The 24,335-nt window shown below is 34.7% G+C and carries 24 protein-coding genes and 1 pseudogene; 16 read left to right on the forward strand and 9 right to left on the reverse strand.

What is annotated here, in order from left to right:
• Positions 1–1,195: 1,195 nt before the first annotated feature.
• Positions 1,196–1,567 carry an iron chaperone gene (locus IGJ34_RS04310; protein ID WP_069655478.1) on the reverse strand — a complete coding sequence of 124 codons (372 nt, stop codon included), beginning with the start codon at positions 1,565–1,567 and terminating at the stop codon, positions 1,196–1,198.
• Positions 1,568–1,648: 81 nt separating this feature from the next.
• Between IGJ34_RS04310 and IGJ34_RS04315 the strand changes: the two genes are divergently transcribed.
• Together IGJ34_RS04315 and IGJ34_RS04320 are read left to right on the forward strand one after the other, a co-directional pair.
• A complete protein-coding gene (locus tag IGJ34_RS04315) occupies positions 1,649–1,786 on the forward strand; it encodes a DUF1697 domain-containing protein (RefSeq protein WP_430598199.1) in 138 nt (45 codons plus the stop codon).
• A gap of 116 nt (positions 1,787–1,902) precedes the next feature.
• The gene (locus tag IGJ34_RS04320; protein ID WP_430598200.1) at positions 1,903–2,985 is read left to right on the forward strand and encodes an endonuclease/exonuclease/phosphatase family protein; all 1,083 of its coding nucleotides are present in this window, start codon (positions 1,903–1,905) and stop codon (positions 2,983–2,985) included.
• A gap of 903 nt (positions 2,986–3,888) precedes the next feature.
• Here the strand turns inward: IGJ34_RS04320 and IGJ34_RS04325 are convergent.
• The 4 genes from IGJ34_RS04325 to IGJ34_RS04340 all read right to left on the reverse strand — a co-directional run bounded on the left by IGJ34_RS04325 (position 3,889) and on the right by IGJ34_RS04340 (position 9,195).
• The gene (locus IGJ34_RS04325; RefSeq protein WP_430598201.1) at positions 3,889–6,225 is read right to left on the reverse strand and encodes a glycoside hydrolase; all 2,337 of its coding nucleotides are present in this window, start codon (positions 6,223–6,225) and stop codon (positions 3,889–3,891) included.
• Positions 6,226–6,471: 246 nt separating this feature from the next.
• Entirely contained in the window at positions 6,472–7,878 is a 1,407-nt protein-coding gene (locus IGJ34_RS04330; RefSeq protein ID WP_206835495.1) for a sensor histidine kinase, read from the reverse strand.
• Positions 7,862–8,506, reverse strand: a complete 645-nt coding sequence (locus IGJ34_RS04335; protein WP_430598202.1) for a response regulator transcription factor — start codon at positions 8,504–8,506, stop codon at positions 7,862–7,864. Before IGJ34_RS04335 ends, IGJ34_RS04330 begins: the two co-directional genes overlap by 17 nt.
• A 119-nt stretch (positions 8,507–8,625) precedes the next feature.
• Positions 8,626–9,195 (reverse strand): glycoside hydrolase family 73 protein, encoded by a 570-nt coding sequence (locus IGJ34_RS04340; protein ID WP_069655473.1) that lies wholly within the window; start codon positions 9,193–9,195, stop codon positions 8,626–8,628.
• Between the two features lie 350 nt (positions 9,196–9,545).
• On the opposite strand from IGJ34_RS04340, the pseudogene IGJ34_RS04345 reads away from it, so the two are divergent.
• The 3 genes and pseudogenes from IGJ34_RS04345 to IGJ34_RS04355 all read left to right on the forward strand — a co-directional run.
• Positions 9,546–9,755, forward strand: a pseudogene (locus IGJ34_RS04345) (rhodanese-like domain-containing protein); the annotation flags it as partial.
• Positions 9,756–9,860: 105 nt separating this feature from the next.
• Positions 9,861–10,166, forward strand: a complete 306-nt coding sequence (locus IGJ34_RS04350; protein ID WP_069655471.1) for a rhodanese-like domain-containing protein — start codon at positions 9,861–9,863, stop codon at positions 10,164–10,166.
• Positions 10,156–10,410, forward strand: a complete 255-nt coding sequence (locus IGJ34_RS04355) for a metal-sensitive transcriptional regulator (protein ID WP_069655470.1) — start codon at positions 10,156–10,158, stop codon at positions 10,408–10,410. The genes IGJ34_RS04350 and IGJ34_RS04355 overlap by 11 nt, the downstream gene beginning before the upstream one ends.
• A 43-nt stretch (positions 10,411–10,453) precedes the next feature.
• Here the strand turns inward: IGJ34_RS04355 and IGJ34_RS04360 are convergent, their stop codons facing one another.
• Entirely contained in the window at positions 10,454–11,059 is a 606-nt protein-coding gene (locus IGJ34_RS04360) for a Crp/Fnr family transcriptional regulator (protein WP_205634374.1), read from the reverse strand.
• A gap of 350 nt (positions 11,060–11,409) precedes the next feature.
• Here IGJ34_RS04360 and IGJ34_RS04365 point away from each other — a divergent pair, with 350 nt between their 5' ends.
• From IGJ34_RS04365 to IGJ34_RS04415, 11 genes are all read left to right on the forward strand, one after another.
• The gene (locus IGJ34_RS04365; RefSeq protein WP_430598203.1) at positions 11,410–11,580 is read left to right on the forward strand and encodes a hypothetical protein; all 171 of its coding nucleotides are present in this window, start codon (positions 11,410–11,412) and stop codon (positions 11,578–11,580) included.
• A complete protein-coding gene (locus IGJ34_RS04370; RefSeq protein WP_430598205.1) occupies positions 11,564–12,217 on the forward strand; it encodes a hypothetical protein in 654 nt (217 codons plus the stop codon). The genes IGJ34_RS04365 and IGJ34_RS04370 overlap by 17 nt, the downstream gene beginning before the upstream one ends.
• Before the next feature lie 60 nt (positions 12,218–12,277).
• The gene (locus IGJ34_RS04375; RefSeq protein ID WP_430598206.1) at positions 12,278–12,808 is read left to right on the forward strand and encodes a hypothetical protein; all 531 of its coding nucleotides are present in this window, start codon (positions 12,278–12,280) and stop codon (positions 12,806–12,808) included.
• 98 nt (positions 12,809–12,906) lie between these two features.
• The gene (locus IGJ34_RS04380) at positions 12,907–13,308 is read left to right on the forward strand and encodes a DUF3224 domain-containing protein (protein ID WP_430598207.1); all 402 of its coding nucleotides are present in this window, start codon (positions 12,907–12,909) and stop codon (positions 13,306–13,308) included.
• 184 nt (positions 13,309–13,492) lie between these two features.
• Positions 13,493–13,924, forward strand: a complete 432-nt coding sequence (locus IGJ34_RS04385; RefSeq protein WP_430598208.1) for a hypothetical protein — start codon at positions 13,493–13,495, stop codon at positions 13,922–13,924.
• A gap of 266 nt (positions 13,925–14,190) precedes the next feature.
• Positions 14,191–14,460 carry an ACT domain-containing protein gene (locus IGJ34_RS04390; RefSeq protein WP_069655463.1) on the forward strand — a complete coding sequence of 90 codons (270 nt, stop codon included), beginning with the start codon at positions 14,191–14,193 and terminating at the stop codon, positions 14,458–14,460.
• A gap of 142 nt (positions 14,461–14,602) precedes the next feature.
• Positions 14,603–15,946, forward strand: a complete 1,344-nt coding sequence (locus IGJ34_RS04395; RefSeq protein ID WP_069655462.1) for a PFL family protein — start codon at positions 14,603–14,605, stop codon at positions 15,944–15,946.
• 133 nt (positions 15,947–16,079) lie between these two features.
• Positions 16,080–16,469 (forward strand): DUF1149 family protein, encoded by a 390-nt coding sequence (locus IGJ34_RS04400; protein WP_069655461.1) that lies wholly within the window; start codon positions 16,080–16,082, stop codon positions 16,467–16,469.
• Between the two features lie 425 nt (positions 16,470–16,894).
• Positions 16,895–18,286: an L-cystine transporter gene (locus tag IGJ34_RS04405; RefSeq protein WP_069655460.1), complete on the forward strand. Its 1,392-nt coding sequence runs from the start codon at positions 16,895–16,897 to the stop codon at positions 18,284–18,286.
• A gap of 291 nt (positions 18,287–18,577) precedes the next feature.
• The gene (locus IGJ34_RS04410) at positions 18,578–18,952 is read left to right on the forward strand and encodes a VOC family protein (protein WP_069655459.1); all 375 of its coding nucleotides are present in this window, start codon (positions 18,578–18,580) and stop codon (positions 18,950–18,952) included.
• A 215-nt stretch (positions 18,953–19,167) separates the two neighbouring features.
• Positions 19,168–20,109 carry a rhodanese-related sulfurtransferase gene (locus tag IGJ34_RS04415; protein ID WP_430598209.1) on the forward strand — a complete coding sequence of 314 codons (942 nt, stop codon included), beginning with the start codon at positions 19,168–19,170 and terminating at the stop codon, positions 20,107–20,109.
• 54 nt (positions 20,110–20,163) lie between these two features.
• Here IGJ34_RS04415 and IGJ34_RS04420 read toward each other — a convergent pair whose 3' ends face one another.
• The 3 genes from IGJ34_RS04420 to IGJ34_RS04430 form a co-directional block, all read right to left on the reverse strand.
• Positions 20,164–21,267, reverse strand: coding sequence for an SLC13 family permease (locus IGJ34_RS04420; RefSeq protein WP_430598210.1), 1,104 nt, complete (start codon positions 21,265–21,267; stop codon positions 20,164–20,166).
• A gap of 124 nt (positions 21,268–21,391) precedes the next feature.
• A complete protein-coding gene (locus IGJ34_RS04425; RefSeq protein ID WP_430598211.1) occupies positions 21,392–22,129 on the reverse strand; it encodes an amino acid ABC transporter ATP-binding protein in 738 nt (245 codons plus the stop codon).
• Position 22,130: 1 nt separating this feature from the next.
• Positions 22,131–24,287 carry an amino acid ABC transporter substrate-binding protein/permease gene (locus IGJ34_RS04430; protein ID WP_206835473.1) on the reverse strand — a complete coding sequence of 719 codons (2,157 nt, stop codon included), beginning with the start codon at positions 24,285–24,287 and terminating at the stop codon, positions 22,131–22,133.
• Positions 24,288–24,335: the final 48 nt, after the last annotated feature.

The following is a 24,335-nucleotide window of genomic DNA, read 5'->3' on the forward strand; positions in this document are numbered from 1 at the left end:
AAAATGGTTGGGATGGTAATCTACAGAAAAGGAATAGCATTTTGGATAAACAGTTATTTGAAATAGCAGACTCTGCAAACCTGCTATTTTTTAGAGAATTAGAATGTATCTTCCGCCAGATAGATTCTAATAAGTACTAGTGCACTAGAAATCATTCGTTGCTTTTCATTATTCAATCTTGTAGATCTAGGAAATTATTTGTTTGCATGTTTATTTTTAATTATTTTATACACATTTATACGGCAACCTTTAGAGTGAATAGAAAAGCATGGTGAACGATTGATTCTAGTAACACGAATTTGTAAACACTAAGGTAGTTCTTTGGAAAGAGTTAAGAAAAAAGGAGAACTTAGTGTTTACAATTTATAAAAAGAGCGAAAAAAACGGTATTGGCCACCAACCAATACCGCGCAAGAGTGCAATGAATAACCATCAACTATTCAAATTACTAAATTTTTGTAAAAAAACACTAGTATTTCTTACAAAAGTTAGGTAAAATGAATAAGTCAATGCGCATTGACTCAGGCAACTTGTATTGTCAGTTCTGGCTGACGATACAGGGCTCTTGTAAGAGGATTGCTGTCTTCTTACTAGAGTGCCTGTTTATTTTGTTTTTCGCTCTAATTATCTACTCAAAAAATACAAAACAAAAAAATGGTATTAGTCAGGAACCAATACCATGAAGCGTTCGCTAAATAACCATCGACTAAATACATTGAATGTGTAAAAAAGACTGGTAATCTTTTCTTACTTTTAGTACAATGATAATAGTCAATAAACTATTGACGGAGGCAACTTGTATTATTAGTTCTGGCTGATAATACAGGGCTCTGCGGGATGATTTGCTGTCCTCCTGCAGAGCGCCTTTTTTTATTTAATTTTGTAATATTATCTTAACTTAAAGGTAGGAGTTTAGTCAATGGGATTTTTAGAAATAGTAAAAAATAAATTGAGAGAGTAAAAAAAAGCCTTGAATCATAAGAATGAGTATTTTGTTACTAAAGAAATTCTTAATCTTTTGTTCGGTTAAAAAAATCCCATCTCTATTGAGGTGGGATCAATTCTTATTTTATCTTTGGGGAAGATAATTAAGTAACTCTCTATGTCTAAATCATAATAGATTTTACCTTATTTTACTACTTCAATAATTTCTTATCGATGAAACTTTTTTGAATAAGGTTCCATTAATTAAAAATTATTCTCTCCAAAATTTGGTATAATGTAGTTTTTCTTGCACATTGAAATCGATTAACTTTTGTAATAATGCATAGTCGATCGTTTGATCCCAAGTGATTTTGATAATATTGTCCGTGTGTTGATAGCCAGAATTTGCAATGTCCTCTTTGAATGCTGTAATAGTAGCTGTTTCAGGTGCAATTGAAAGGTGCTTTTTAGAAGCGCTATAGGAAATAATAAAAGTATCGTGGTCGGTAAACATAGGTTGGTTCCACTTTATTACGACTTTAAGTTGCGGAAATGTTTTTTCCGTCCAGCCAAATAACTCTTTTACTCGATCACGATGTGCTGGTTCACTAATGTTTGATAAAAATTCATTTATATCTTTCATTTTTATTTCCCTCTTTTCTTTTTAGTTATTCTTTTCTTTATTATAATATAGGTATGCCGTTGAAGAAAATGATTTATTAGATTGGAAGCTTTTATAAAGGTAAGGTACATTGCTTTATTACCAGGAGTCAATCTCGGCGGGAAAAAGCGAGTAGTCATGGCAACCTTGACAGAACACTTTGAGATCATGGATTTAAAGAATGAACGGTTACATGTATAGTGTTAGAGCAATTATGGTTAAACTAAAGTAAAAAATAGCTCGTTCGTTGTAGAGTAAAAAACCTAGAGTACTATTTGTAGATGGAAGAAAGTACACAATAGAAAGTTGAGAAAATAATGAAGTTAAAAAAAAGTATTAAAATCTTTTTAGGCATTTTAGGCATAATTATCGCAATCATTTTAGCTTATATTGGCTATGTTTATTTCAGTTATTCTAGAATCGCTGATGATGTACCTGTCGAAATTAATCAAAGGACAAAAGGAAAAAAAGTAGCAATTGATAAAGAATATAAAATCACAACCTTTAATATTGGCTATGGATCTTATACGCCTGATTACACGTTTTTTATGGATGGTGGCAAACAATCAAAAGCAGTGAGTAAAGAGAGTGTTATTGAAAATATCTCGGGCGTGATTGACACGACCAAAAAGAGACAGCCAGATTTTGCTTTGTTCCAAGAAGTTGATAAAAACGCTACTCGTAGTCGTGGTGTGGATGAAGTAGCGCAAATCAAGCAGCAATTTAACGATTATTCTAGTGTATTTGCCACGAATTATGATTCAGCATTTTTAATGTACCCGATTCTAGATCCAATTGGAAAATCGACATCTGGTATCCTAACCTTGAGTAATAATGATATTGAAACAAGCACCCGCTATAGTTTACCGATCGAAACGAATCTCAATAAATTTTTTGATTTAGATCGAGCCTTCACCGTATCAAAAATCCCAGCAAAGAACGGCAAATATCTAATGCTGTATAATGTTCATTTATCAGCGTATATCAAAGACCAAAAAATCCAAAAAGAACAAGTGCATAAATTATTCGATCATATGGAAAATGAATACAAAAAAGGGAATTACGTTGTTGGTGGTGGAGACTTTAATCATGATCTACTCGATTCTTCAACTGAAACATTTAAAAATGACACAACAGAAGAATACACATGGTTACAACCTTTTCCAAAGCAAGAGCTACCGAAAGATTTACAAGTTGCAACGTTGAGTGAAATGAAAATTCCAATACCTTCAGTCCGCAATTTAGATAAACCTTATAAGAAAGGCGAGTCATTTGTAGCGTTAATCGATGGATTCATCGTTTCAGATAATGTTGAGAATGCTAGTGGAACAGTGATTGATGCTGAGTTTAACAATTCAGATCATAATCCAGTTGAAATGACGTTTAAGCTGAAACCATAGAAGTGGATGAGAAGGAATAATAAAAAAGATTCAGGTCGCAATCGAAAATGATTGGTATCTGAATCTTTTTTGTAGAACTAGGATATATTTATTAGAGTAAAAAGACTAGATAAAATAGAAAGAGGATGAAATTATGTGTTTAAAAGTAGTATTGATTACAATAAATGGTTACCTATTATAGTTTATTGCCAGAAAAAGCTTTGCATTAAAAGGAATATTTAGTATTGTAAAGTCGTCTAATTCGTAATGAGAAAATAAACTAAAAGTTGGTATATAATCCTGAAACTAAAAAAATGTTAATTAGTTTGTCAGTCGTCATTTACTTAGTTCTTTTTTGTTCCAAGTTTAGCTTTGGCTGATTCAATTATTGTGATAGATGCTCTCATTGAGTTATTACCTGCTACTCAAGAATCCGATTACTTTTGAAAACCTCAAAGTCATAATATTGCAACAAAAATTGTTACTGGGACAATAATAGTATTGTTAAGATTCAGAATTTAGCAACGAATGTAGTGAGATCAAGTGCCATCAATTTTTTCAAAAAATTATGCAAAGATATGTGCAAGTCTAAATCCTTTATTAAAATGAGCTAATATTGTATTCGATGCTGTAGATAGAGCTCTAGTATAGCCAGAGGGACAGCTTCTCAAATAGCACTAGCAATGAAAGTATTTATTGCATTCATCAAAGCATTCTCTATAAACTGGATTCCTGAGTTATACCTCATTTTCAAAAACACTATAAGGAAATGAACTGTGGACTTTCAAAATATAAAGAAGCAGGGCTGTGGGACAAACGTAAAAATCACTTCTGTTTCACACCCTAGATGCGATTAAACGCTTCTGTCCCAGACTTCTGCTTTTTATAGATTCAAACTTACGTTATAAGCTCTTGCTTAATTTATTATCCTTCCGTTTTTATAACGGTTTCTTTCCCATCATTCATGATCAAAGCAGTCTGTCGGGCAATTTTTAGCCCATCCGCTTCATAATCTTGATCTGAGAAATTAGCAATGACAGACAAGTTTTCGCCAAACTCCGTTTTTTGAATCAAGCGATCCTCTGTCAGTACCTTGAAATCAGTCATTTCGTGTTGTAGAGCAGCTTTTTGGAAAGGACTCCAAATTTTAGCGTTTTCTGAAATATCTTGTTTCTGTTCATCCCAAGTAGCTTTATCGATATGCATCATTGGTGGTGTATTATATAGATATTCTTTCATACGACGCTCGCCAACTTGATCTTTGATTTTATAGCTGTCCCATTCCCATTGATGAGAAGTGATTACAGAACGGTTGTAAACAAGCTTATAAAGTGGCAGAGAGAAAGCTGGATCTGTATAGATTGCTTTGTATTCTTCTTTGATGGGGACAACTTTTTTGTATTTTGTTGGAATACCGCCATCTAATGAAGCATAGCTTCCTACGTAGTATTCACTTTCTTTGTTTTCACGCATATCAGGATCAGACCACATAATGACAGGTGTTTCGATTCCGTGAGCGAAAACCATATCTTTTGAAGCAAAGTCATTTCCACCCTCAGAACCGACAACAAGACCCTTTTGATTAAAGTAATTCAGTCGTTTCAAACGTCCAGCGACATCTTCACTTTGTGTTGTTAAGTGATCAGGGGTATAGTCGTTATAAATTTCTCCAGCGGCATCCGTATCTAAAAACCAAGAATTAAATGGAATGTTCTCTTTCATAATGCCAGTAAATCGTTCTTCAACATCAGGTAAAATCAGCGTTGGATTTAATTTACGGCCTTTGCCTAAGAAACCAGCAACTTTTTCACCATTTTTCTTCGTAACTGTTGCGTTTTCATATAGTGTGTTGTTAGGGAAAGAAGCCGTGTTCCAATCGATGCTAGCATTCTCTTGAATCGATTGATAAGAATCATAAGGCCCAATCAGGTAGTCTTGTTTAACAGCTGTTTTGACCATCTCAGGATTCATTAAGCCGTTTGCCCAATTTGGCAGACCAACCCAAGCATTTTCGATGCCAGATGCTTTCATTTCTTTAAACACATCAGATGACGTTGCTTGTCCCCAGTGTTCAAGTGGTGGAGTTACATTATCAAGTACACCAGCTAATAGATGTTTATTTAAGTCGTAACGTTCTTGTTCGCTTAGTTTATCAATCCCTTTGTTAAGTAGTTTTTGCGCTTGTGCATCGGGGTTTTTGAAAATGTCTTTATTGTAAAATTGTGGATAAAGTAGGACATAATTGATCGATGTTAAGAAGGTGTTTTTTTCATATTTATAGCCTTCATCATTTTTAAATGCCGCTAGTGCTTTTAGATACTCCTCAGAACCATCTTCGCCATATTGGGCTAATAATTCACCGATCCATTGGAAAATAGGTTCATCAACTACTTGAGGTAATTTGCTCCAGGTAATATCTTCTGTGTTTAAAATCCGACTGTTCCAGTAATAAACTTGGATAGCACCACGCATTTTTTTTATTTCAGGAATATCTTTTTCTTTTTCATCTAAGGTTCTAAATTCACCTAAATCAATTCTATCCATTTGGTAGGTTTTGGCGATAGCGACAGGATCGTTATCGGTAACATAAAGTCGGTAATTCATAGTTTTATTTTTGTCGAAGCCAATAAAATTATGACTGGCTTCCAACGTAAGATGAGGCTCGGTTTTCGTTAAAAGATCACTATTAAAAGTATTGTCCATGACAAATGTTGTAGCGAATGTTTCTTGGTTGGTTGTGAAAAAACTCATTGAAAAAGCTTCACTCATCGATAATTCTTCATTTTGTTTAAAGTAAGCAAGCCACTCGTTTTGATTGTTAGGAATCGTTTTTCCTTCAGCAATTGGCAATACATAATTTTTTGCATCTAGTTTAGGCCATGTAAAAGAGATATCTTCATCAGACAAGCTAGTAAGAGCAACAGCAAGATGGTTTTTCTCTTTTTTTATTTTGACCTTTATTTGTTCATTCGGATATGTCCAGCTGATTTCTTCTTTGCTCTTTTTTAAATCCATGACTTTTTTTGCTTTTTGGGGTTTGGAGACTTCTGCTTTTTCACCGTTCTCGGTAATTGAGACAGTAAATGTTTTTGGATCGACCTCAAAAGAGAAATCAGTTTTGGCATAGGTTTTGTTTTGTTCGATTTCTGCGTTGGTGAACAATTCCTCTGATTTGCTAGTCGCATTAGTCTTGTTAAAATGACAAGCTGATAGAGATAGAGTGATTGCCGCTAGGCTTAGATAGATAGTAATTTTTTTCATAGTTTCCTCCTCCAATAGAGTAAAATGGTTTGCTTCACTGCATTTGGTACTTTTTGATATCATTTTTAGTTATTTGCTGTGTTTTGAAAGTGGTTCAAATAGTCTCAAAAAAAAGAAGAAAAATAATTTTTATTCCAAATTTTTTAAAGAAATACCCTTACGAAACGTAATAACATACAGTAAGTTTAACAACGCAATGTTACAGAAAAATGCCAATTTCAAACATAAAAAAACAAGCGCAAAATGTTACGCCTGTTCTCCAACTTTATAAAAATGTAAAACAAAGATCAGTGTCTTATGAACCAATCTTGCTTCGACTGTAAAGCCATGCTCATTCATGATTGACTGAACAATCGACAAACCAAGTCCTGTTCCAGAAAGGTTTTTATTTCGTGATTTTTCATGGACATAAAAAGCTTCCCATAGCTTAGATACATCGAAATCAGAAGGTAAGGAGGTTTGATTACTGATTGTAAATTCGATAGAGTCTTCTGTTTCGCGCCAACTGACTTGAATTTCTTTGTCGGTGGTGTACTTAATACTGTTGGTCAATACATTATCAAAAACTCTTTTGAGCAAAATGGGGTCTGCGTCAATCAAAGAAAGTGGAAGGTCTGTGTCTGCTTCCAGTAACAACAGATCTTCATTTTCCATTGTCGGTCGAAGCTCGGTTACAGTTTGGTGCCAAGTGTCTGATAATTGTAGCGGCACCTTATGGATAGGCTGTTGTTGTTCTAACTTTGCATAGTCTAACATCTGATCTACGATATCATTCAATCGTTGCGTTTGCTGTAAAATAACAGTTAAGTAAGTTCCGTCATCTAAATCATCTTCAATGCCTGAACCATAAGCTTTGATCAGGGCAATCGGTGTTTTTAATTCGTGGGTCAAATCTGCTGTAAATTGTTTTAACTGCTCATTTTTAGCCAGTAAGTTCTTTTGATACGTTGCCAAAGCATAGCTCATTTTATTGATACTAAGGGCAAGCTCGCCAATCTCATTTGCGGGAATATCATCGGTCGTCACAAATGTCAGAGTCGTGATTTCTTCTGCTACTTTTTTTAAATTTACCAAAGGATCAGTTATCTTTCGAATAGAGAGGTAAATCAATACAATGATCAACAACAATGTGATGCTCAAAGAAACAAAATTAAACGAATTAATCAAGCTGGCTGTTTCAGAAAAATTTACTGTAGAGACACCAACCAAGTAAAAAGTATCGTTAATCACTCGAATTTCAACTAAGAAACTAGATTTTTGTTTGCCTTGGTCAAAATTTCGCTGCACAGAATGAGACGTTTTTTGCAATTGGTCTAACGTTTCTTGTGTGATCCAAAAACGGTTTAATGCGACTTTCTTTCGATTTAACGCCAAATTCAAGGCTTCATTAAAGTCATCAAGGGACGTACCTTCTAAGGGCTGTGTGATGATCGTGACTTGATTATTTTCTTCTAATTCAGCTAGTTGTTGTTCTGATTTAACGTTTTGCTGGATATCAGTCATAACAGAAGCAATTTTATGTTCCATTTTTGAAAAATAGTAATGAGGAACGATCAAACTATTTAAAACAAACATCACAATAAAACTACCAATGATGATCAATGAAAATGTCAGAGTAAGTGTGGTACTGATTTTTCTAGTTTTCTTTTTCAATGAGATAGCCCACTCCTCTTTTAGTGGTGATGATCTCATCGCCGATTTTTTCTCGTAGTCTTCTAATATGAGTATCAACGGTACGAGCGACGCCATCGTAATCCATTCCCCAAACACCAACTAGAAGTTGTTCCCTTGTCAAAATACGTCCACGATTTTTAGCGAGCATCATTAACAAATCAAACTCTTTTTTGGTTAAATCTAATATGTGCTCATTTTTCCAGACGGTTAAATTAGCTGGATTGATCAGTAACTCTTTTATATAAAAAGAATGTGTCAGACCAAGCAATTTTTTTACGCGTAATAATAGGACTTTAGGATGAAACGGTTTAGTGATGTAGTCATCGGCGCCATTGGATAATGAAAGAAATTCATCTTCGCCAGTTGATTTAGCGGTTAGCATCAAAACTTTTAGTGTACTTTCTGTTTTGATGGTTTTAATGACCTCGAGTCCGTCAAGTTTAGGCATCATCCAATCAATAATAGCCAAATCTAATTTTTCTTGATAAAAAATCTTTAAAGCGGCTTCACCATCCAATGCCGTATGAACTGTGAATCCGTCTTTTTTTAAATAGGCACTGACGATTTGTACCATTTCCGGACTATCATCCGCAACTAAAATTTGCATACATAAAGACTCCTTTTAACAATCTATTCGTTTGATTTAGGACGATAAGTACAAGTGGAACAGCTGACCAATGTAAAACATATCCAGGTTTAAATAAAATCGCTTTTAACCTGTATTGCTTACTTATCATATTTATAGAGTTTAAATTCATCGATTAATTGAATCAATTTTTCAGCATAATCTGGGTCGGTTGCGTATCCACCATTTTGCAAAGCAACGGCTGCTTCTCGATAATTGTTGCTTGTTTTAATACCGTCATAGGTACCACCTTTTAAAAATTCCATATGATCGACCATGGATTCTTGGACTGTTGTATATTTTTTAAAGGAATCATCGATTGTGATTCTTTCTCCATCAATAAACTCATCTGTAGGCATAATACTAGATTGATCGTTAAAAGAGCCTTTGATTCCAAACAGATTATTGGCTTCAACTGCTAATGCACTGCGGCCCCAATCAGATTCTAAAATTGCTTGGGCGATAGTGATACTGGCAAATAAATGTGTTTTCTTTTGTAAAATTTTCGCTTCAGATGCTATTTCATCAATAAAAATCTGCTGATAAGCAGTCGCTTCATCTTGTATTGGTTGTTCTTCTTTATTAAAAATAAGGAAAAGACTAGCAAATGAAAGAAGTAGAATCAATGTTAAGGGTAAAATAGTTTGTTTTTTTCGAATTCCTTGATTCATGTAATAACCTCTTTTCTTGTTTCTTTAAGTAACTGTATACAGTATAGAGGTTCAATGTTACAAAAATATGCCAAATAAGTTAATATTTGTTTGGCTTTCTTAAGAAATAATTCATATTGATTAAGAAATAAGGCATAGAATCGTTCTTTAATTATAAAAAATAATAAAAAAAGGTCTTTACAACTCTCAAAGATTCATTTATAATAATCATTAAATATACCCTTATGGGTATTTAAGGGGGAGCGTATGTTTCATTTTTTAATAAGAATTCAATTAACACAAGAGAATTTCAACAAAAATTAACAAAAGGAACTGAATTGATTGATGTCCGATAAAAGGCAGAATTTACATTAGGACATATACCTGGCGCAAAAAATATACCCCTAAGTAAACTGAGCTCTTATACAAAAAGAGCTCATGGCCCAGTCCATGTGATTTGCCAGTCGGGTATGAGAAGTCGGCAAGCAGTAAAGCGATTAAAAAATAACGGAATCGGTGCACTCAATGTTAGAGGCGGAATGAATTCTTGGCGTGGAGAAACTCGAGGAGGGAAATTATAATAAGGATCGTAATTGTTGTTGGAATGTATGCTGCAACACGATTAAGAAGAGTGTCTGAAGCGTATGAAATCATAGTATAATTTACCCTCAGGAGGTTATTCAATAATGTATAAAACAATGATGATCGATGAATTTGAACAACTAGAAAAAAGAAATGAATTAGCAATCATAGATGTACGTGAAGACGATGAATATGTTTCTGGACATATCAAAGGAGCAAAAAGTCTGCCTTTAAGTAGGCTACAGGAAACAGCCGAATCACTGGATAAAAATCAATCATATTATATTATCTGTCATGCAGGAGGTCGTTCACAAATGGCGAGTGAATATTTCGCTTCATTAGGATATGATGTTACGAATGTGATGGGTGGTATGTCTGTATGGAGAGGAGAAATTGTTGATGGCTTGTGACCCTAAACTAGCGAATCGCTTAAAACGTTCGGAAGGGCAAATTCGTGGAATTTTAAAAATGATGGATGAAGGAAAAGACTGCCGAGAAGTTGTAACACAGCTGATGGCTGTTCGCTCCAGTATTGATAAAGTGATTGGCTTGGTTGTAACTGAAAATCTCAAACACTGTTTGGAAGATGAACGTATCGATCTAACTAGTGAAGATATGGCAAAAGCATTGGAAATGATCGTCAAAACAAGATGAAAGAAAAAGCCGGAAATCAGAATCACACTGATTTTCGCCTTTTTTAGTTTAGAGTGATAGGCACTTTCTTTTTTAATAGCCAACCCGTTTTTTCCAGCTCACTTAAAGAAACAGAAACTCTGGATTGCGATGTACGACAGAACTTTGATAATACTTCTTGCGTGATAAATTTTGGTAATTCTAAATGTTCAGCTTCAGTGATAAGACCAATGTGGTCACTTAAATACCTCAACGCGTTTTTTATTCGCTCTGTAGTTGGCAAATAGAGAAAATGAAAGTAGCCGTAATGGCGTTGAAAAATATCAGCAAAGTTAGTTAAAAGTAACGCATAATACTCTGGTTGTTCATTTAATACATTTAAAAGCTTTTCTTTAGATAAACAGAAAATCGTAGCTTGCTCACTCATAACACGAATACTATGGTCCTTTTGTTTAAAGGTAGAAAAGCTATCTAAGCCAAAAAAATCATTTTGAAAAACAAACGAAGAAATGTAGCATTTACCATCGTTAAGAATTTCGACACTGAGAACGCCATCTAGAACATAATAGATCGTTTCAGTTTTTTCATATTCGTCAATGACTAGGCTATCTTTTTCATATGTTTTCTCAGTCCAGATATTATGAGACGTTGTTTTTAAATAAGCAATCAAAGCTAAATTATTTTTATATAATTCGATTGTTCCGTCCTCCTTTCAGATAAAATGGGGTTAAAAATTCCAAGTATAAAAAGTATAGCATAGCCAGGTAGAGTTTTTGAGCTCAAATCTAGAATAATCAAGAGTAGGCGATTTATATCAGTGATATAAATTGTTTTTTTTGTTTCCTTTAAAATAAGATTTATCAGCCAAGTGTGTGACTGGAATAGTACAGTATGCAACCGAGTAAAAGTCAAGGTTGCGTGTGAATATGCTAAACAGATGAACCTTTTGCCTATTTAAATTATTCCTCTCGTATACAAGTCAAAAAAATGATACGGAAAACCAGTGGTGAAAACATATTAATGGTAGTTTCGACTAATTTTATTGAAAACATGGATACGTTATTTAAAGATGTGCTATTTATGAATCCAAATAGATACTGTGAAGTGATCAATTCAGAAGAGTTACGGGAGAAAAAACAGTTGTCTCTGAAAGAAATATATGAGGAGGAAGCCAATGATACGTTTAGTTAATTTTTATCATGAAAAAAACAAGAAGTTCTTTTTGAATAGTTTAACATTGATTTTAATCAGTTATTTGGCTAAATATGTATTTCAATTAACGATACCCGAATTTCGCTGGGAACGATTGCCGATTCTACTATCTGTGTTGATAGCAGTTATTTTGACTTGGCGAATCAATCAACTAAACATTCAATCCAGTCACAGAACGCTAGCAAGTACAGCCAATCAATCGACCTTTGAGCAAATCGTCGCAAAATATTTGCTTTCGTATATGCAAGTTATCGTGATTGGTGCAATCAATTTAGTGTTTAACTTTACAATGATTTCTATCAGTTTAAAAGAAATCTTTTTACTATCGCTCGAGTTAGCTATTTATCTGGTTGGGATGATTAGTTACCTGATTTTGTTTCGAGGGGTAATTGCTAAATTATGGTTGCCGAATGTTTCAAAAACAGTTGTCGTTGCAATTGGATGGATCATGATCGTCGTATTAAATGACATAGCACGTTACTGCTTTCCGCAACGTGTAAATAGTAACATTGGAACTATTTATCCAAGTACCTTTATTTTAAATGCTGTACTGTCAATAGTCATTATAGTGGTATATCTGTGGCTAGAAAAAAATCAATCTAAGAATAAGAGTTAGATTGAGAAAAATAAAAAAGAAACCATCTTACCCTAAAAATAATGAAAGTAGGAAAGAGAAATGAAAAAAATATGGAAAAACAAACTATTGAAATATGGATTACTAGGAATTTTATTGATCGCTTTAGGAGCAGCTGGCTTTTTAGGTTATTATCGATTAGCTAGAATTCAAGGTGTTATTTCAAGTTATGAAATCAATGAAGAGCTAAAGGAAAAATCTAATTCCTATAAAGCGGTTATTTACACGCAAAACCGTGCTTTTAAAAATGAAGTGATCAATGAACTTAAAAATAATCTAGTAGATGAAAACATTTATATACAAGTAGAACCAATTGAGGAAATAGCTGAAAATAAGATTGAAGACTGGGACAAAGTGGTTGTTTTATCGACAGTTCAATCGAGTGATCCTCCGAAAGCTGTTTTAGAGTATATAAACAACCATAAAGAAGAGGAGAAAGTAAGTATTTATCTAACTGCAGATTCAGGTACCTGGTCAAAAAAAACTGGTAATCTAGAGGTTACAACGGCAGCATCTAAATCAGAAAATGTCAAAGTATTTAGTAAAAAAATCAAAAAATTTTTATTGAATTAAGAAATCAAGTCAGTTGATTAAAGCTAAATTTTATTGCGCTGTTCGCTTGTAAAAAGAACGTATGTTTGCTATCCTGTAATTTATAAGGAGGGAGAAGTATGAGTGTGCTATTCAGCGTAACAAAGTGGAACGAAGAACCAATAGACGAACAAAAAACAGCCTTTCCAATAAATCGTGTTCGTGCGGAATACGAGATTGAAGGTGATTTACTCGGCAAAGCATGGGTGGAATATTTACTTTACTATTTAGAAAGCAATAAAGAAGATGAACATCTTGCAACCGCTAGGATCACAGGATTCCTCCATTTCGAAGGCCAATATAAAGGAAAAACAGGAACCTTTACAGCGGCTGAAAAAGGAATTTTTGACAAAGGATCACTCGACTCTCCTGGAATGATCATTAAAAGTACTGGAGGATTACAAGCTTTGACTGGTTCTTATCAATATGATTTTATTGGTGAAACGAACAAGCTGATTTTGAATTTTAAAGACGATGAATAATTTATTCAGATTGTGCTTATCTTGCACAATTTTGCGGAAAATACGTTTAAATTGCTTTTCCTATAGTCAGTAAGCTATCTCACTTATTCAAAAAAAGAAGTCGAATAATGGACCGATTTTTTTCAGGATACCTCTTGAAACAGTCACTATTGATTGAGATAATAGGAAAGAAAAGAGGGATCATATGGGACAAATTTGGCTAGAACGATTACTTCGTTGGAATGCAAAGATTCAAAAACTATTAGTAGGAAGATATGCTCGAATGGATGAATTAAACAACACTTTAATGAAGGCGAGTTTGTTCCTATTATTGCTTAATCTATTTTTACCGACCTCAATTGCGTTTTGGATAGCAGTGGCTCTTTTACTATGGAATAACTACCGGTTTTTCTCTAAAAGAATATATCCACGCTCAAATGAAAATACGCGCTACGTTTTAAGAATACAGCAATTAAAAAAGAAATTCGAGACAATAAAAATTAAGCTCAAAGAACGTAAGATTTATACTTATTTTAAGTGTCCAACATGTAAACAACAATTGCGAGCACCGAAAGGGAAAGGGAAGATCAAAGTCACTTGTTCGACCTGCAAAGAACAATTCAACAAAATAGTTTAACTGCAAATCTTCTGAGATGATCAAGTACGATCTCAGAAGGTTTTTTGTACCAATAATTACCGAACAATCACTAAATTTCCTATGTTTTTTGTTCTGATTTTTTATTAATAACTGAACAAATTATGATATAATAGGAAAAACTTATGTGGCTGGGTGAACTTCTCAGGAAAAAGAAAAAATGAGACACTGAACAGATTTACTTTTTTTTTATTTTCTTGTCAAGTCTATTAGAACTCTTTCAGCTTTTAAATTTAGGAGGAAACGATATGCGCGCAGTATTAACTGTAATTGGGAAAGACAAAGTAGGAATCATCGCAGGGGTCAGTCAAACGTTAGCAGAGCTGAATATGAATATTATTGACGTTTCACAAACCATCATGGATAGTTATTTTACAATGATGATGGTATTGGAGATTTCGAAAGAAAAGAATGATTTCGAAGCGATTCGGTCTGAACTGAATACTTTAGGTGAAAAACTAGGTGTGACAATCAGCATTCAAAACGAAGAAATATTCAATGTGATGCATAAACTATAAGGATAAAAGCTGTATTATTTGTTATAAATACTTAGTACCTTATAAAGATATAAAATAGGCTTATGGCAAAAAAACGTAAAGGCTAAATTTTTCGTTCAGAGAAGTTTAGCTCTTTCAGCTTTTAAATTTAGGAGGAAATTTTTTGGAAACCAATCAGATTCTAGAAACAATTCGCATGATCGAAGAAGAAAATTTAGATATTCGAACCATCACAATGGGGATTTCGTTGTTAGATTGCATTGATAGTGACAGTGATAAAGCTTGTCAAAAAATCTACGATAAAATCACTCGGTTGGCTAAAAATTTAGTTAAAGTTGGAGAAGAGATCGAATCGGAGTATGGTATTCCGATTATCAATAAGCGGATTTCTGTCACACCAATTGGAATCATTGCAGCCGCAAGTTCAGACAAGAACTATGTAAAATATGCGAAAGCTTTGGATAAAGCAGCTCAAGCAGTTGGAGTCAATTTTATCGGTGGCTTCAGTGCACTAGTCGAAAAAGGCTACCAACATGGTGATGAGATTTTGATTAATTCGATTCCTCAAGCGTTAGCAGAAACACAATTTGTTTGTTCTTCAGTAAATATTGGATCAACTAAAGCTGGAATTAATATGGATGCAGTTCGCCATATGGGCTATATAATCAAAGAAACAGCAGCAAAATCTGATATGGGTTGTGCTAAATTGGTCGTATTTGCTAATGCGGTGGAAGATAATCCATTTATGGCAGGTGCTTTTCATGGAGTCGGAGAAGCAGATTGTGTGATCAATGTAGGTGTCAGCGGACCTGGTGTGGTCAAGCGAGCACTTGAAAAAGTCAAAGGAGAACCCTTTGATATTGTGGCAGAAGTCGTAAAACAAACAGCATTTAAAATTACGAGAATGGGACAATTGGTTGGGAAAATAGCGTCAGATCGGTTAAATGTTCCGTTTGGTATCGTCGATTTATCGTTAGCTCCAACTCCTGCTGTCGGTGATAGTGTAGCCTATATTTTAGAGGAAATGGGCTTGGAAAGCGTTGGGACTCATGGGACAACAGCAGCTTTGGCTTTGTTGAATGATGCAGTGAAAAAAGGCGGCGTAATGGCTTGTAACCACGTTGGTGGATTATCTGGCGCCTTTATCCCAGTTTCAGAAGATGCTGGAATGATCGATGCGGTCAATAATGGTGCACTAAATCTGGAAAAATTAGAAGCGATGACAGCCATCTGCTCCGTTGGTTTAGATATGGTTGCGATACCTGGTGAAACATCAGCTGAAACAATAGCTGCAATGATCGCAGATGAAGCGGCAATCGGTGTCATTAATCACAAAACAACAGCTGTTAGACTTATACCGGCTGAAGGAACAAAAGTAGGTGATATGGTTGAATTCGGCGGATTATTAGGCAGAGCGCCAGTCATGAAAGTTAATGATTATGCCTCAACCGACTTTATCCTACGCGGTGGTCGAATTCCTGCACCGATCCATTCATTTAAAAATTAGATTAAAAAAAGTATCCGAGCATTTGTGACAAAAAGATGTGTGGTATAATAAAAATATAGATAGACTATGCTTTATTCTATTGTAATTGGATAGAGAAAATAGTTATTGAGCTAAAAAAAGGAGATTTTAATTCATGGAAATAAAACGTCAACAAGAAGTCGTAGAGGCTTTTCATTACGATATGCGTACTGAAGATATGGGAGAAGTAGAGACCGATCTTAGAGTTGGGTTCTCGCCAATCGAATCAACAGATGAAAACTACCCAAAGGAAAATTCAATCATCGCCGCTCGTTTAGAATTTCGTCTAGTATTTGAAGAGTATGTTTTGTCAGGTTCAGTTAGCCAAATCAATCATATCATCAATCATAAAATCAAAAGCCAAGAGGATATTTCCCAAGAAGAAGTGGATGAGTTAGTTAGTCCGCTATTCAGTATCGTACAGCGTATGGCGTATGAAATTACTGAAATCGCCTTAGACAAACCAGGTATCCAATTAAACTTCCAGTCTGCGGTTGAAGAATAATCAGGATAAGATGATCCATTTAAATAATTAAATTATACATTTAAGAGTTTGCGATAGTTTTTGACTATCACAAACTCTTTTTTCTATCATTATAGAAACAAAATAGTATCCATTCCCTTTTTAAATCAGTTACAATAGGTTTATCACTGAAAATGAAGGTATTTATTTTCAGGGCGGATTGTTGAAGAATGATCCCCGGGAACCTTTACTTCCTTTGATGTACTTGTCATTTGTAATATTTAGCTTCAAGAGTTAGCACTACTCCTTGCTTCGATCGTATCAAGTTCTAAGCGCACAAGCTCTAAGAAAGAAGGTTTCGGGGAAAAGATAAAAACAAGCGAGAGAAAGAATGTCTCATGTGTTTTTTGATTTTCTTGTCAAGGCTTGACGAGCTCTTTCGGCTATCAAATTTAGGAGGGAAAAAAATGACAACACTCATCACTGTTTTAGTGGTCCTTGCATTTCTTGCTGTGTTATACGTCTTTTATCGTATGCAAACTAAACACTATAAATTTTCTACTCGTGTTTTTGCCGCATTAGGTGTTGGTATTGTATTAGGTGCAATTATTCAATTCGCATTCGGTACTCAAGACAAAGTCACAACGCAAGCAATGGAATGGATCGGTATTGTAGGTAATGGATATGTAGCATTTTTACAAATGCTCGTAATCCCCTTGGTATTTGTTTCTATTGTCGGAGCATTTACTAAGATGAAAGAATCCAAACAACTAGGTAAAATCAGTTTCAATGTACTAGCTACATTGCTAGGCACAACAGCTGTTGCTGCCTTGATAGGAATTGGTACAACATTATTATTTGGGCTACAAGGTGCAAAATTTACGCAAGGAACGGCAGAAACGGCACGAATTGCAGAACTTGCAACGAGACAGGAAACCGTTGAAAACCTATCGATTCCCCAACAAATTTTATCCTTTATTCCTAGAAATGTTTTTGCAGACTTTGCAGGAACTCGTGCAACAAGTACGATTGGTGTAGTAATCTTTGCAGCATTTGTCGGCATTGCATACTTAGGTATTAAAAGAAAAGCACCGAAAGAAGCAGAATTTTTCGCTAATTTGATCGATAGCCTATATAAAATCACAATGCGCATCGTGACATTGGTTTTACGTTTGACACCTTATGGAGTTTTAGCATTGATGACCAACGTTGTTGCGACAAGTGATTTTGATGCGATCCTTAACTTAGGTAAATTTGTTTTAGCGTCATATACTGCGTTGATTTTTGTGATGCTCGTCCACTTATTGATCTTAGTTTCTGTTAAAGTAAACCCAGTGACATATTTGAAAAAATCTTTTCCTGTATTGAGTTTTGCTTTTACGTCAAGATCAAGTGCTGGCGCATTGCCTTTAAATATTGAAACACAAACAAAAGCATTAGGTGTTGATGATGCAACAGCAAACTTCGCAGCAAGCTTTGGCTTATCAATCGGTCAAAATGGCTGTGCTGGGGTTTATCCTGCAATGTTGGCGACAATCGTTGCACCGACTGTGGGCATCGATGTCTTCAGTTTAGAATTTATTTTAATGTTAGTTGCGATCGTCACAATCAGCTCATTTGGTGTTGCTGGTGTCGGTGGTGGTGCAACGTTTGCTTCATTGATTGTTTTAGGTTCAATGAACTTACCAGTTGCAATCGTGGGCTTAGTAATTTCTGTGGAACCATTGATCGATATGGCTAGAACAGCCATTAATGTAAGTGATAGTATGGTGGCTGGTGTCGTAACTAGTTCACGAATCAACGAGTTAGATCGTGATGTGTTAAACGATAGTAAATTAGTTATTGAAGAAAATGCATAAAATAGGATCTCTTCTCTTCCCCAAGAAAATTAATGAATAAAAGTAAGAGGCTGAGACAGAAACGTTTATTCCCGAGAAATAAGAAGGGCTTGCTTCTATTGCCATCGTTTATTCGCATTTAGGGTGTGATACAAAAGTGATGTTTACTTTTGTGTCACACCCTTACTTTCTTTCTTAATATGGTTTTATTCAAGCGCATTTATTTTCATAAATCCCTACCATAAGCTATGATAAAAAGTATATAATGATAAGGCGATTGTGTTAATATAAAAAAGATAAGGAGTTAAAGACATGTTTACGAACCAAATAAAAATAATGTTATATGTAACAAATGTAGAGGAATCAAGTCAATTTTGGCAAAAAATCGGCTTTGTGGAAAAGGAAAGAGAGGCTGTTGACGGCACTCTTGTCGTTGAGATTGCCCCAAGCGAAACGGCAGAAACAATGATTGTTTTATATGACTTAGCATTTATTCAACAACATTCACCAGAAGTTGCTGGAAATACGCCATCATTGATGTTTTTTGCTGATGATGTCATCAATTTATATAAAAAAATGAAAGATGCTGGTGTGCGTGTTGGTGAATTAGTTCAGCTGCCAACTGGACTAGTCTTTAATTTTGCGGATAATGATGAGAATTATTTTGCAGTGTCTGGACAAGAATAAGTCAATTTAGACCGAAAGCTTACGCTTTTCAAAAGAAAAACGTAGGCTTTTTTTATGTATTTTTTGCAGCACCACCTGTGCATTTCTACACAAGCAAATAGTTCGCTTTTACTGATTCTTTTTTTATATACTGAATACGTATGATTAGAAAATAAGAACTGTACTGTTATTTTGGAGATAGCTAGGCAGTTTCGAGGAAAAAGGAGCAAGATAAAATGGATTACCGCGTATTACTTTATTATAAATATACGACGATTGAAAACCCAGAAGAATTTGCAAAGGAGCACCTTGCTTTTTGTAAGTCTTTAGACTTAAAAGGTAGAATTTTAGTCGCAACAGAAGGAATCAACGGTACACTTTCAGGTACGATTTCTGATACAGATGCTTATATGGAAGCGATGTTAGCAGATGAACGTTTTAAAGATACTTACTTTAAAATTGATGAAGTACCAGAAAACGCCTTTCATAAAATGTTTGTCCGTCCTAGAAAAGAACTGGTTTCTTTGAGCTTGGAAGAGGATGTGAATCCGTTAGAGCTAACTGGGAAATATTTAGAACCAGCTGAATTTAAAGAAGCATTGCTTGATGAAGATACAGTTGTAATTGATGCTAGAAATGATTATGAATATGACTTAGGGCACTTTAGAGGCGCTGTTCGTCCTGATATTCGTAACTTTAGGGAATTACCACAATGGATTAGAGACAATAAAGAACAATTTATGGATAAAAAAGTGGTTACTTACTGTACTGGTGGTATCCGTTGTGAGAAATTTTCTGGCTGGTTGATCAAGGAAGGATTTCAAGATGTAGCCCAACTTCATGGTGGTATCGCGGTTTACGGAAAAGATCCAGAGACACGAGGCGAGCTATGGGACGGGAAAATGTATGTCTTTGATGAACGAATCAGTGTTGAAATCAATCATGTTGATAAAAAAATTATTGGGAAAGATTGGTTTGATGGAACACCTTGCGAACGTTACATCAATTGTGCAAATCCTTTCTGTAATAAACAAATTTTGGCATCGGAAGAAAACGAAGCGAAGTACCTTGGCAGCTGTTCAGATGAATGTCGTCATCACCCAGCGAATCGTTATGTGCTAAGAAATGAACTTTCAGAACAAGATGTGAAAGCTAGACTTGAAGCCATTGCAAATTAATGAATGCAAACAAAAACACGAAACAACGCGATTTATCGTTTTGTCTCGTGTTTTTTATAGTATAAAGGCAAAAAATAGGATAAAACCAAGTAAAAACACAACGTTTACAGCAGTGAATTGCAAAAGAAATGATGTTGATTGATCCGGATAATATTCTTTATATAATTTAAATCCAATCAAATTAGCTAAAGAAGCAATAATAGTTCCCAAGCCTCCGACATTGACACCCCAAAAAAGTGCCTGAGATTGCTCTGTAAAAGGAGCAATTAAAATAGCGGCAGGAACATTACTGATAACTTGGCTGACAAGAATACTGCTGAAAAAAGACCGTGAACTTGTCGTAAATTGATCCTTTATGAAAGAGGAAAGTACCTCGACTTGAGCAAAATTGCTAACAGCAATAAAGAAAAAAATAAATGTCCACAATAATTTATAATCAATTTCTGAAACCGTTTTTCTATCATAAATAGTGAGAAGAATGATGGCAATCGGAATGACGAAATAATAAGGGAAAATAGCAAAGACACCTAAAAGAATGACCCCCCCAATCATACTTAAGAATAGTGCTTTAGGCCTGTTGATCCTTGGAACTAAATTATGCTGTGTGGGAATCGGACTCTTTTTTATGAATAAAAAGGAAATTAGTAAAAATAGTACTGAAGAAAAGAGTAATACAATAGACCATTTGAAAAAAGATAAGGTGGAAAGAGAATAATAAGAAAATAAAAACAGATTTTGTGGATTACCAAAAGGGAAAAAACTACTGCCTAAATTTGCAGCAACAATCAGTAAGACAGCTCCTAAAATCTTATTCTCCATTTTGGGGAATTTCTTGATGATCGTTAAGTAAATCGGCATCAACGTAAGGATCGCAACATCATTGGTCAAAACCATAGAACTAAGGAATGACAAGATGACAATATTTCGAATAAGACTACGAGTGGTGGAAGAAAAATCGATCATTTTCTCAGCAAAATAGGTTAGGATACCTAATTTCTCAAGGTTCTTCACAAAAAGCATCAAACCCAACAAACAAAAAATGACTTTAAAATCAATTGAGTTGAAGGAAAATTTGCCGAATGCACAGCTGATAATAGCAATTAGAAAAGAAAGTGAAAATAATAAATCTTCAGTAAAAAATGTATAAAGTCTCTTCATTTAACAACACTCCTTATATAGTCTGTTCAAATTTACTTTAAAAAAACGAAATTATCAAGTGTAATGCTAAATAAATAAAAAAGATAGATTGCTCTGCAATAGAAGCAATCTATCCCTTTTTGGATCAAATATTAAGTACTTTATCCAAGAAATCTTTTGTTCGTTCATTTTGTGGATTTTCAAAGATTTGTTGTGGTGAACCATCTTCTAAGAAATTACCACCATCGATAAACATTACACGATTTGCTACTTCTTTCGCAAAGCCCATTTCATGTGTAACGATAACCATCGTCATCCCTTGTTTTGCTAATTTTTTCATAACATTCAATACATCACCAACCATCTCAGGATCGAGTGCAGAAGTTGGTTCGTCGAACAGCATGATGTCTGGATTCATTGCTAAGGCGCGAGCGATTGCCACACGTTGTTTTTGTCCACCAGATAAAGATTCTGGGTAGCTGTCTTTTTTATCAGCTAAACCGACTGTGTCTAAAAGCTTAATTGCTTTTTCTTCAGCTTCTTTCTTAGAAAGAAGACCTAAATCAGTTGGGGCTAAAGTAATATTTTCCAGGATCGACAAGTGAGGGAACAAATTAAAATGTTGGAAAACCATTCCAATATGCTGGCGCACTTTGTTGATATTGGTATTCTTATCGGTTAAATTAGCACCATCGATAATAATATCGCCGCTAGTCGCTTCTTCAAGCTGATTTAAACAACGAAGGAACGTACTTTTACCAGAACCAGAAGGACCAATAACACATACAACATCACCTTCTTGGATCGATACATTGATATCATTAAGAACAGTATTATCGCCATATTTTTTTACTAAGTGTTCTACTAAAATTTTTTCTGCCATATTATTTCACCTTCTTTTCCCAAACTTTAGCCAATTTCGTCAAGGCTGTGATCAAGATTAAATACATCATTGCAATTACGAAGTAAACCATCGTACTTTGTAAGTTTCGAGCAACAATGATTTTACCAGTTTGCAATAATTCAATCAAGCCGATTGCAGATAGAATAGTTGTATCTTTTAAAGAAATAACAAACTGATTGACGAAAGAGGGGATCATGATTTTGATTGCTTGTGGCAAAATGATTTTTTGCATCGTTCGGTTGTATGAAAGACCTAAACTACGAGAAGCTTCCATTTGGCCGACGGGTACAGCATTAATACCGCCACGTACGATTTCAGAAATATAAGCACTTGCATTTAGGGTTAAAGTAATGATTCCAGCAAGGAAAACGGGAATATTAAAGCCTAAAATTCCAGGTAAACCAAAATAGATAAAGAAAGCCAGTACCATTAACGGAATACCTCGGATGATATCAACATAAATAGTAGAAATAACACGTAACGTTTTAGACGGAGAAGCACTAAATAATCCGAATAGAACGCCGACAATCAACGCTAAAATAAATGAAATCAGAGTTAATTGAATAGTCATCCATAAACCACTTAAAAGACGTTTCCAGTTATTTTGGATCATACCAACAAATGTTGATTCATCTACTTTGTTTTCAGTAGAGCCATCTTTTACATATTTTCCGATAATCTCATCATATTCGCCAGTTCGTTTTAATTCAGCTAATCCTTCATTGAACATTTGGATCAACTCTGGATTTTTTCCTTTCTTAACTGCAAAACCATATTTTCCTCCTTCTTCACGAGGAATAGGTGTTGCTAACGGTTGTTTTTGTGCAACGCCATACCCGATAACGGGGTAATCATCCATCATTGCATCGATTTCGCCGATTTCAAGAGCGCTATATAAAGCATCAGTTGTATCTAAGTATTTGACTGTATAGCCGTATTTATCTTTGTTGGCTTCTAGAAAATCAGCACTTTCAGTTCCGATTTTAGCACCAACTTTTTCTCCTTTTAAATCTTCGTAAGAGTGAATCTTGTCATTGCCCTTTTTGACCGCAATTTGAATCCCGCTGTTAAAGTAAGGTGTAGAGAAGTCAAAAGATTTTTCACGCTCATCTGTAATCGTCATTCCTGCGATCATTGCATCAGCTTGACCAGACTCAACTGCTTGAACGGCAGAACTAAATCCGATGAATTTAAATTCAATATCAAAATCTTGAAGTTCAGCAATACGTTGAACGAGATCAACATCGATTCCTTCATATTTACCATCTGAGTTTTGAAATTCAAATGGGGCAAACGTAGAATCACTAGCAATTACATAGGAATCTTTTTTAGGTTGAATCTTTTTCATTTTAGAATCAGTATCAGTTGTTTCAGTTCCAGTGGAAATATACTTACCGACAATCTCATCATATTTACCTGAACTTTTTAATTCTTTCAATCCAGCATTGAATTTTTCGATCAATTCTTTGTTTTGCCCTTTTTTCACAGCAAACCCATAAGAACTACCCGTTTCTTTTTTACCAACTAATTGAAGTTTTTGTCCATTTGTTATGGCATAGCCCAATACAGGATAATCATCGAAGATTGCATCAGCTTCGCCATTTTCTAGTGCTTGATAAAGACCTGTTGCATCATCAAAGTTTTTGATGGTATAGCCATATTTTTCTTGATTTTTCTCTAAGAAAGTAGCACTTTCAGTTCCAACTTTCGCTGCGACAGTTTTGCCTTTTAAATCTTCGTAACCTTTGATTTTATCATTGCCTTTTTTGACCGCCATTTGTAAGCCACTATCGAAATAAGGATCTGAAAAGTCAAAAGATTTTTTTCGCTCATCCGTAATGCCCATTCCGGCGATCATACCGTCTACTTGTTTTGATTGAACTGCTTGAATAGCACTGTCAAACCCAAGTGGCTTTAAGTTTACTTTGAAATCTTGATCATCAGCGATTGCGTGAAGCAAATCAACATCGATTCCAACATACTCACCATTTGAATCTTGGAATTCAAATGGAGCAAACGTTAAATCTGTTCCTATATTATATGTTTTTTCCTCAGCTTGAGCATTCTGTCCAAGAGTAAATGTTAGTAGACTTGCCATCATTACAATAAATGACAGTAAAAAGTGTTTCCTTTTCATAAAATACCTCCTATATTTGCATATTGGATAATTATATAGTAAGAAAAG

Source organism: Enterococcus sp. AZ177, from assembly GCF_050544585.1.
Classification (GTDB): domain Bacteria; phylum Bacillota; class Bacilli; order Lactobacillales; family Enterococcaceae; genus Enterococcus_L; species Enterococcus_L plantarum.

Coding starts and splice junctions, on each gene's coding strand:
- IGJ34_RS04405 (WP_069655460.1), top strand. CDS start 16,895: ATGACAACACTCATCACTGTTTTAGTGGTCCTTGCATTTCTTGCTGTG.
- IGJ34_RS04400 (WP_069655461.1), top strand. CDS start 16,080: ATGGAAATAAAACGTCAACAAGAAGTCGTAGAGGCTTTTCATTACGAT.
- IGJ34_RS04430 (WP_206835473.1), bottom strand. CDS start 24,287: ATGAAAAGGAAACACTTTTTACTGTCATTTATTGTAATGATGGCAAGT.
- IGJ34_RS04355 (WP_069655470.1), top strand. CDS start 10,156: ATGGCTTGTGACCCTAAACTAGCGAATCGCTTAAAACGTTCGGAAGGG.
- IGJ34_RS04385 (WP_430598208.1), top strand. CDS start 13,493: ATGGGACAAATTTGGCTAGAACGATTACTTCGTTGGAATGCAAAGATT.
- IGJ34_RS04325 (WP_430598201.1), bottom strand. CDS start 6,225: ATGAAAAAAATTACTATCTATCTAAGCCTAGCGGCAATCACTCTATCT.
- IGJ34_RS04350 (WP_069655471.1), top strand. CDS start 9,861: ATGTATAAAACAATGATGATCGATGAATTTGAACAACTAGAAAAAAGA.
- IGJ34_RS04310 (WP_069655478.1), bottom strand. CDS start 1,567: ATGAAAGATATAAATGAATTTTTATCAAACATTAGTGAACCAGCACAT.
- IGJ34_RS04340 (WP_069655473.1), bottom strand. CDS start 9,195: ATGAATCAAGGAATTCGAAAAAAACAAACTATTTTACCCTTAACATTG.
- IGJ34_RS04365 (WP_430598203.1), top strand. CDS start 11,410: ATGGTAGTTTCGACTAATTTTATTGAAAACATGGATACGTTATTTAAA.
- IGJ34_RS04390 (WP_069655463.1), top strand. CDS start 14,191: ATGCGCGCAGTATTAACTGTAATTGGGAAAGACAAAGTAGGAATCATC.
- IGJ34_RS04375 (WP_430598206.1), top strand. CDS start 12,278: ATGAAAAAAATATGGAAAAACAAACTATTGAAATATGGATTACTAGGA.
- IGJ34_RS04410 (WP_069655459.1), top strand. CDS start 18,578: ATGTTTACGAACCAAATAAAAATAATGTTATATGTAACAAATGTAGAG.
- IGJ34_RS04370 (WP_430598205.1), top strand. CDS start 11,564: ATGATACGTTTAGTTAATTTTTATCATGAAAAAAACAAGAAGTTCTTT.
- IGJ34_RS04420 (WP_430598210.1), bottom strand. CDS start 21,267: ATGAAGAGACTTTATACATTTTTTACTGAAGATTTATTATTTTCACTT.
- IGJ34_RS04425 (WP_430598211.1), bottom strand. CDS start 22,129: ATGGCAGAAAAAATTTTAGTAGAACACTTAGTAAAAAAATATGGCGAT.
- IGJ34_RS04380 (WP_430598207.1), top strand. CDS start 12,907: ATGAGTGTGCTATTCAGCGTAACAAAGTGGAACGAAGAACCAATAGAC.
- IGJ34_RS04415 (WP_430598209.1), top strand. CDS start 19,168: ATGGATTACCGCGTATTACTTTATTATAAATATACGACGATTGAAAAC.
- IGJ34_RS04320 (WP_430598200.1), top strand. CDS start 1,903: ATGAAGTTAAAAAAAAGTATTAAAATCTTTTTAGGCATTTTAGGCATA.
- IGJ34_RS04335 (WP_430598202.1), bottom strand. CDS start 8,506: ATGCAAATTTTAGTTGCGGATGATAGTCCGGAAATGGTACAAATCGTC.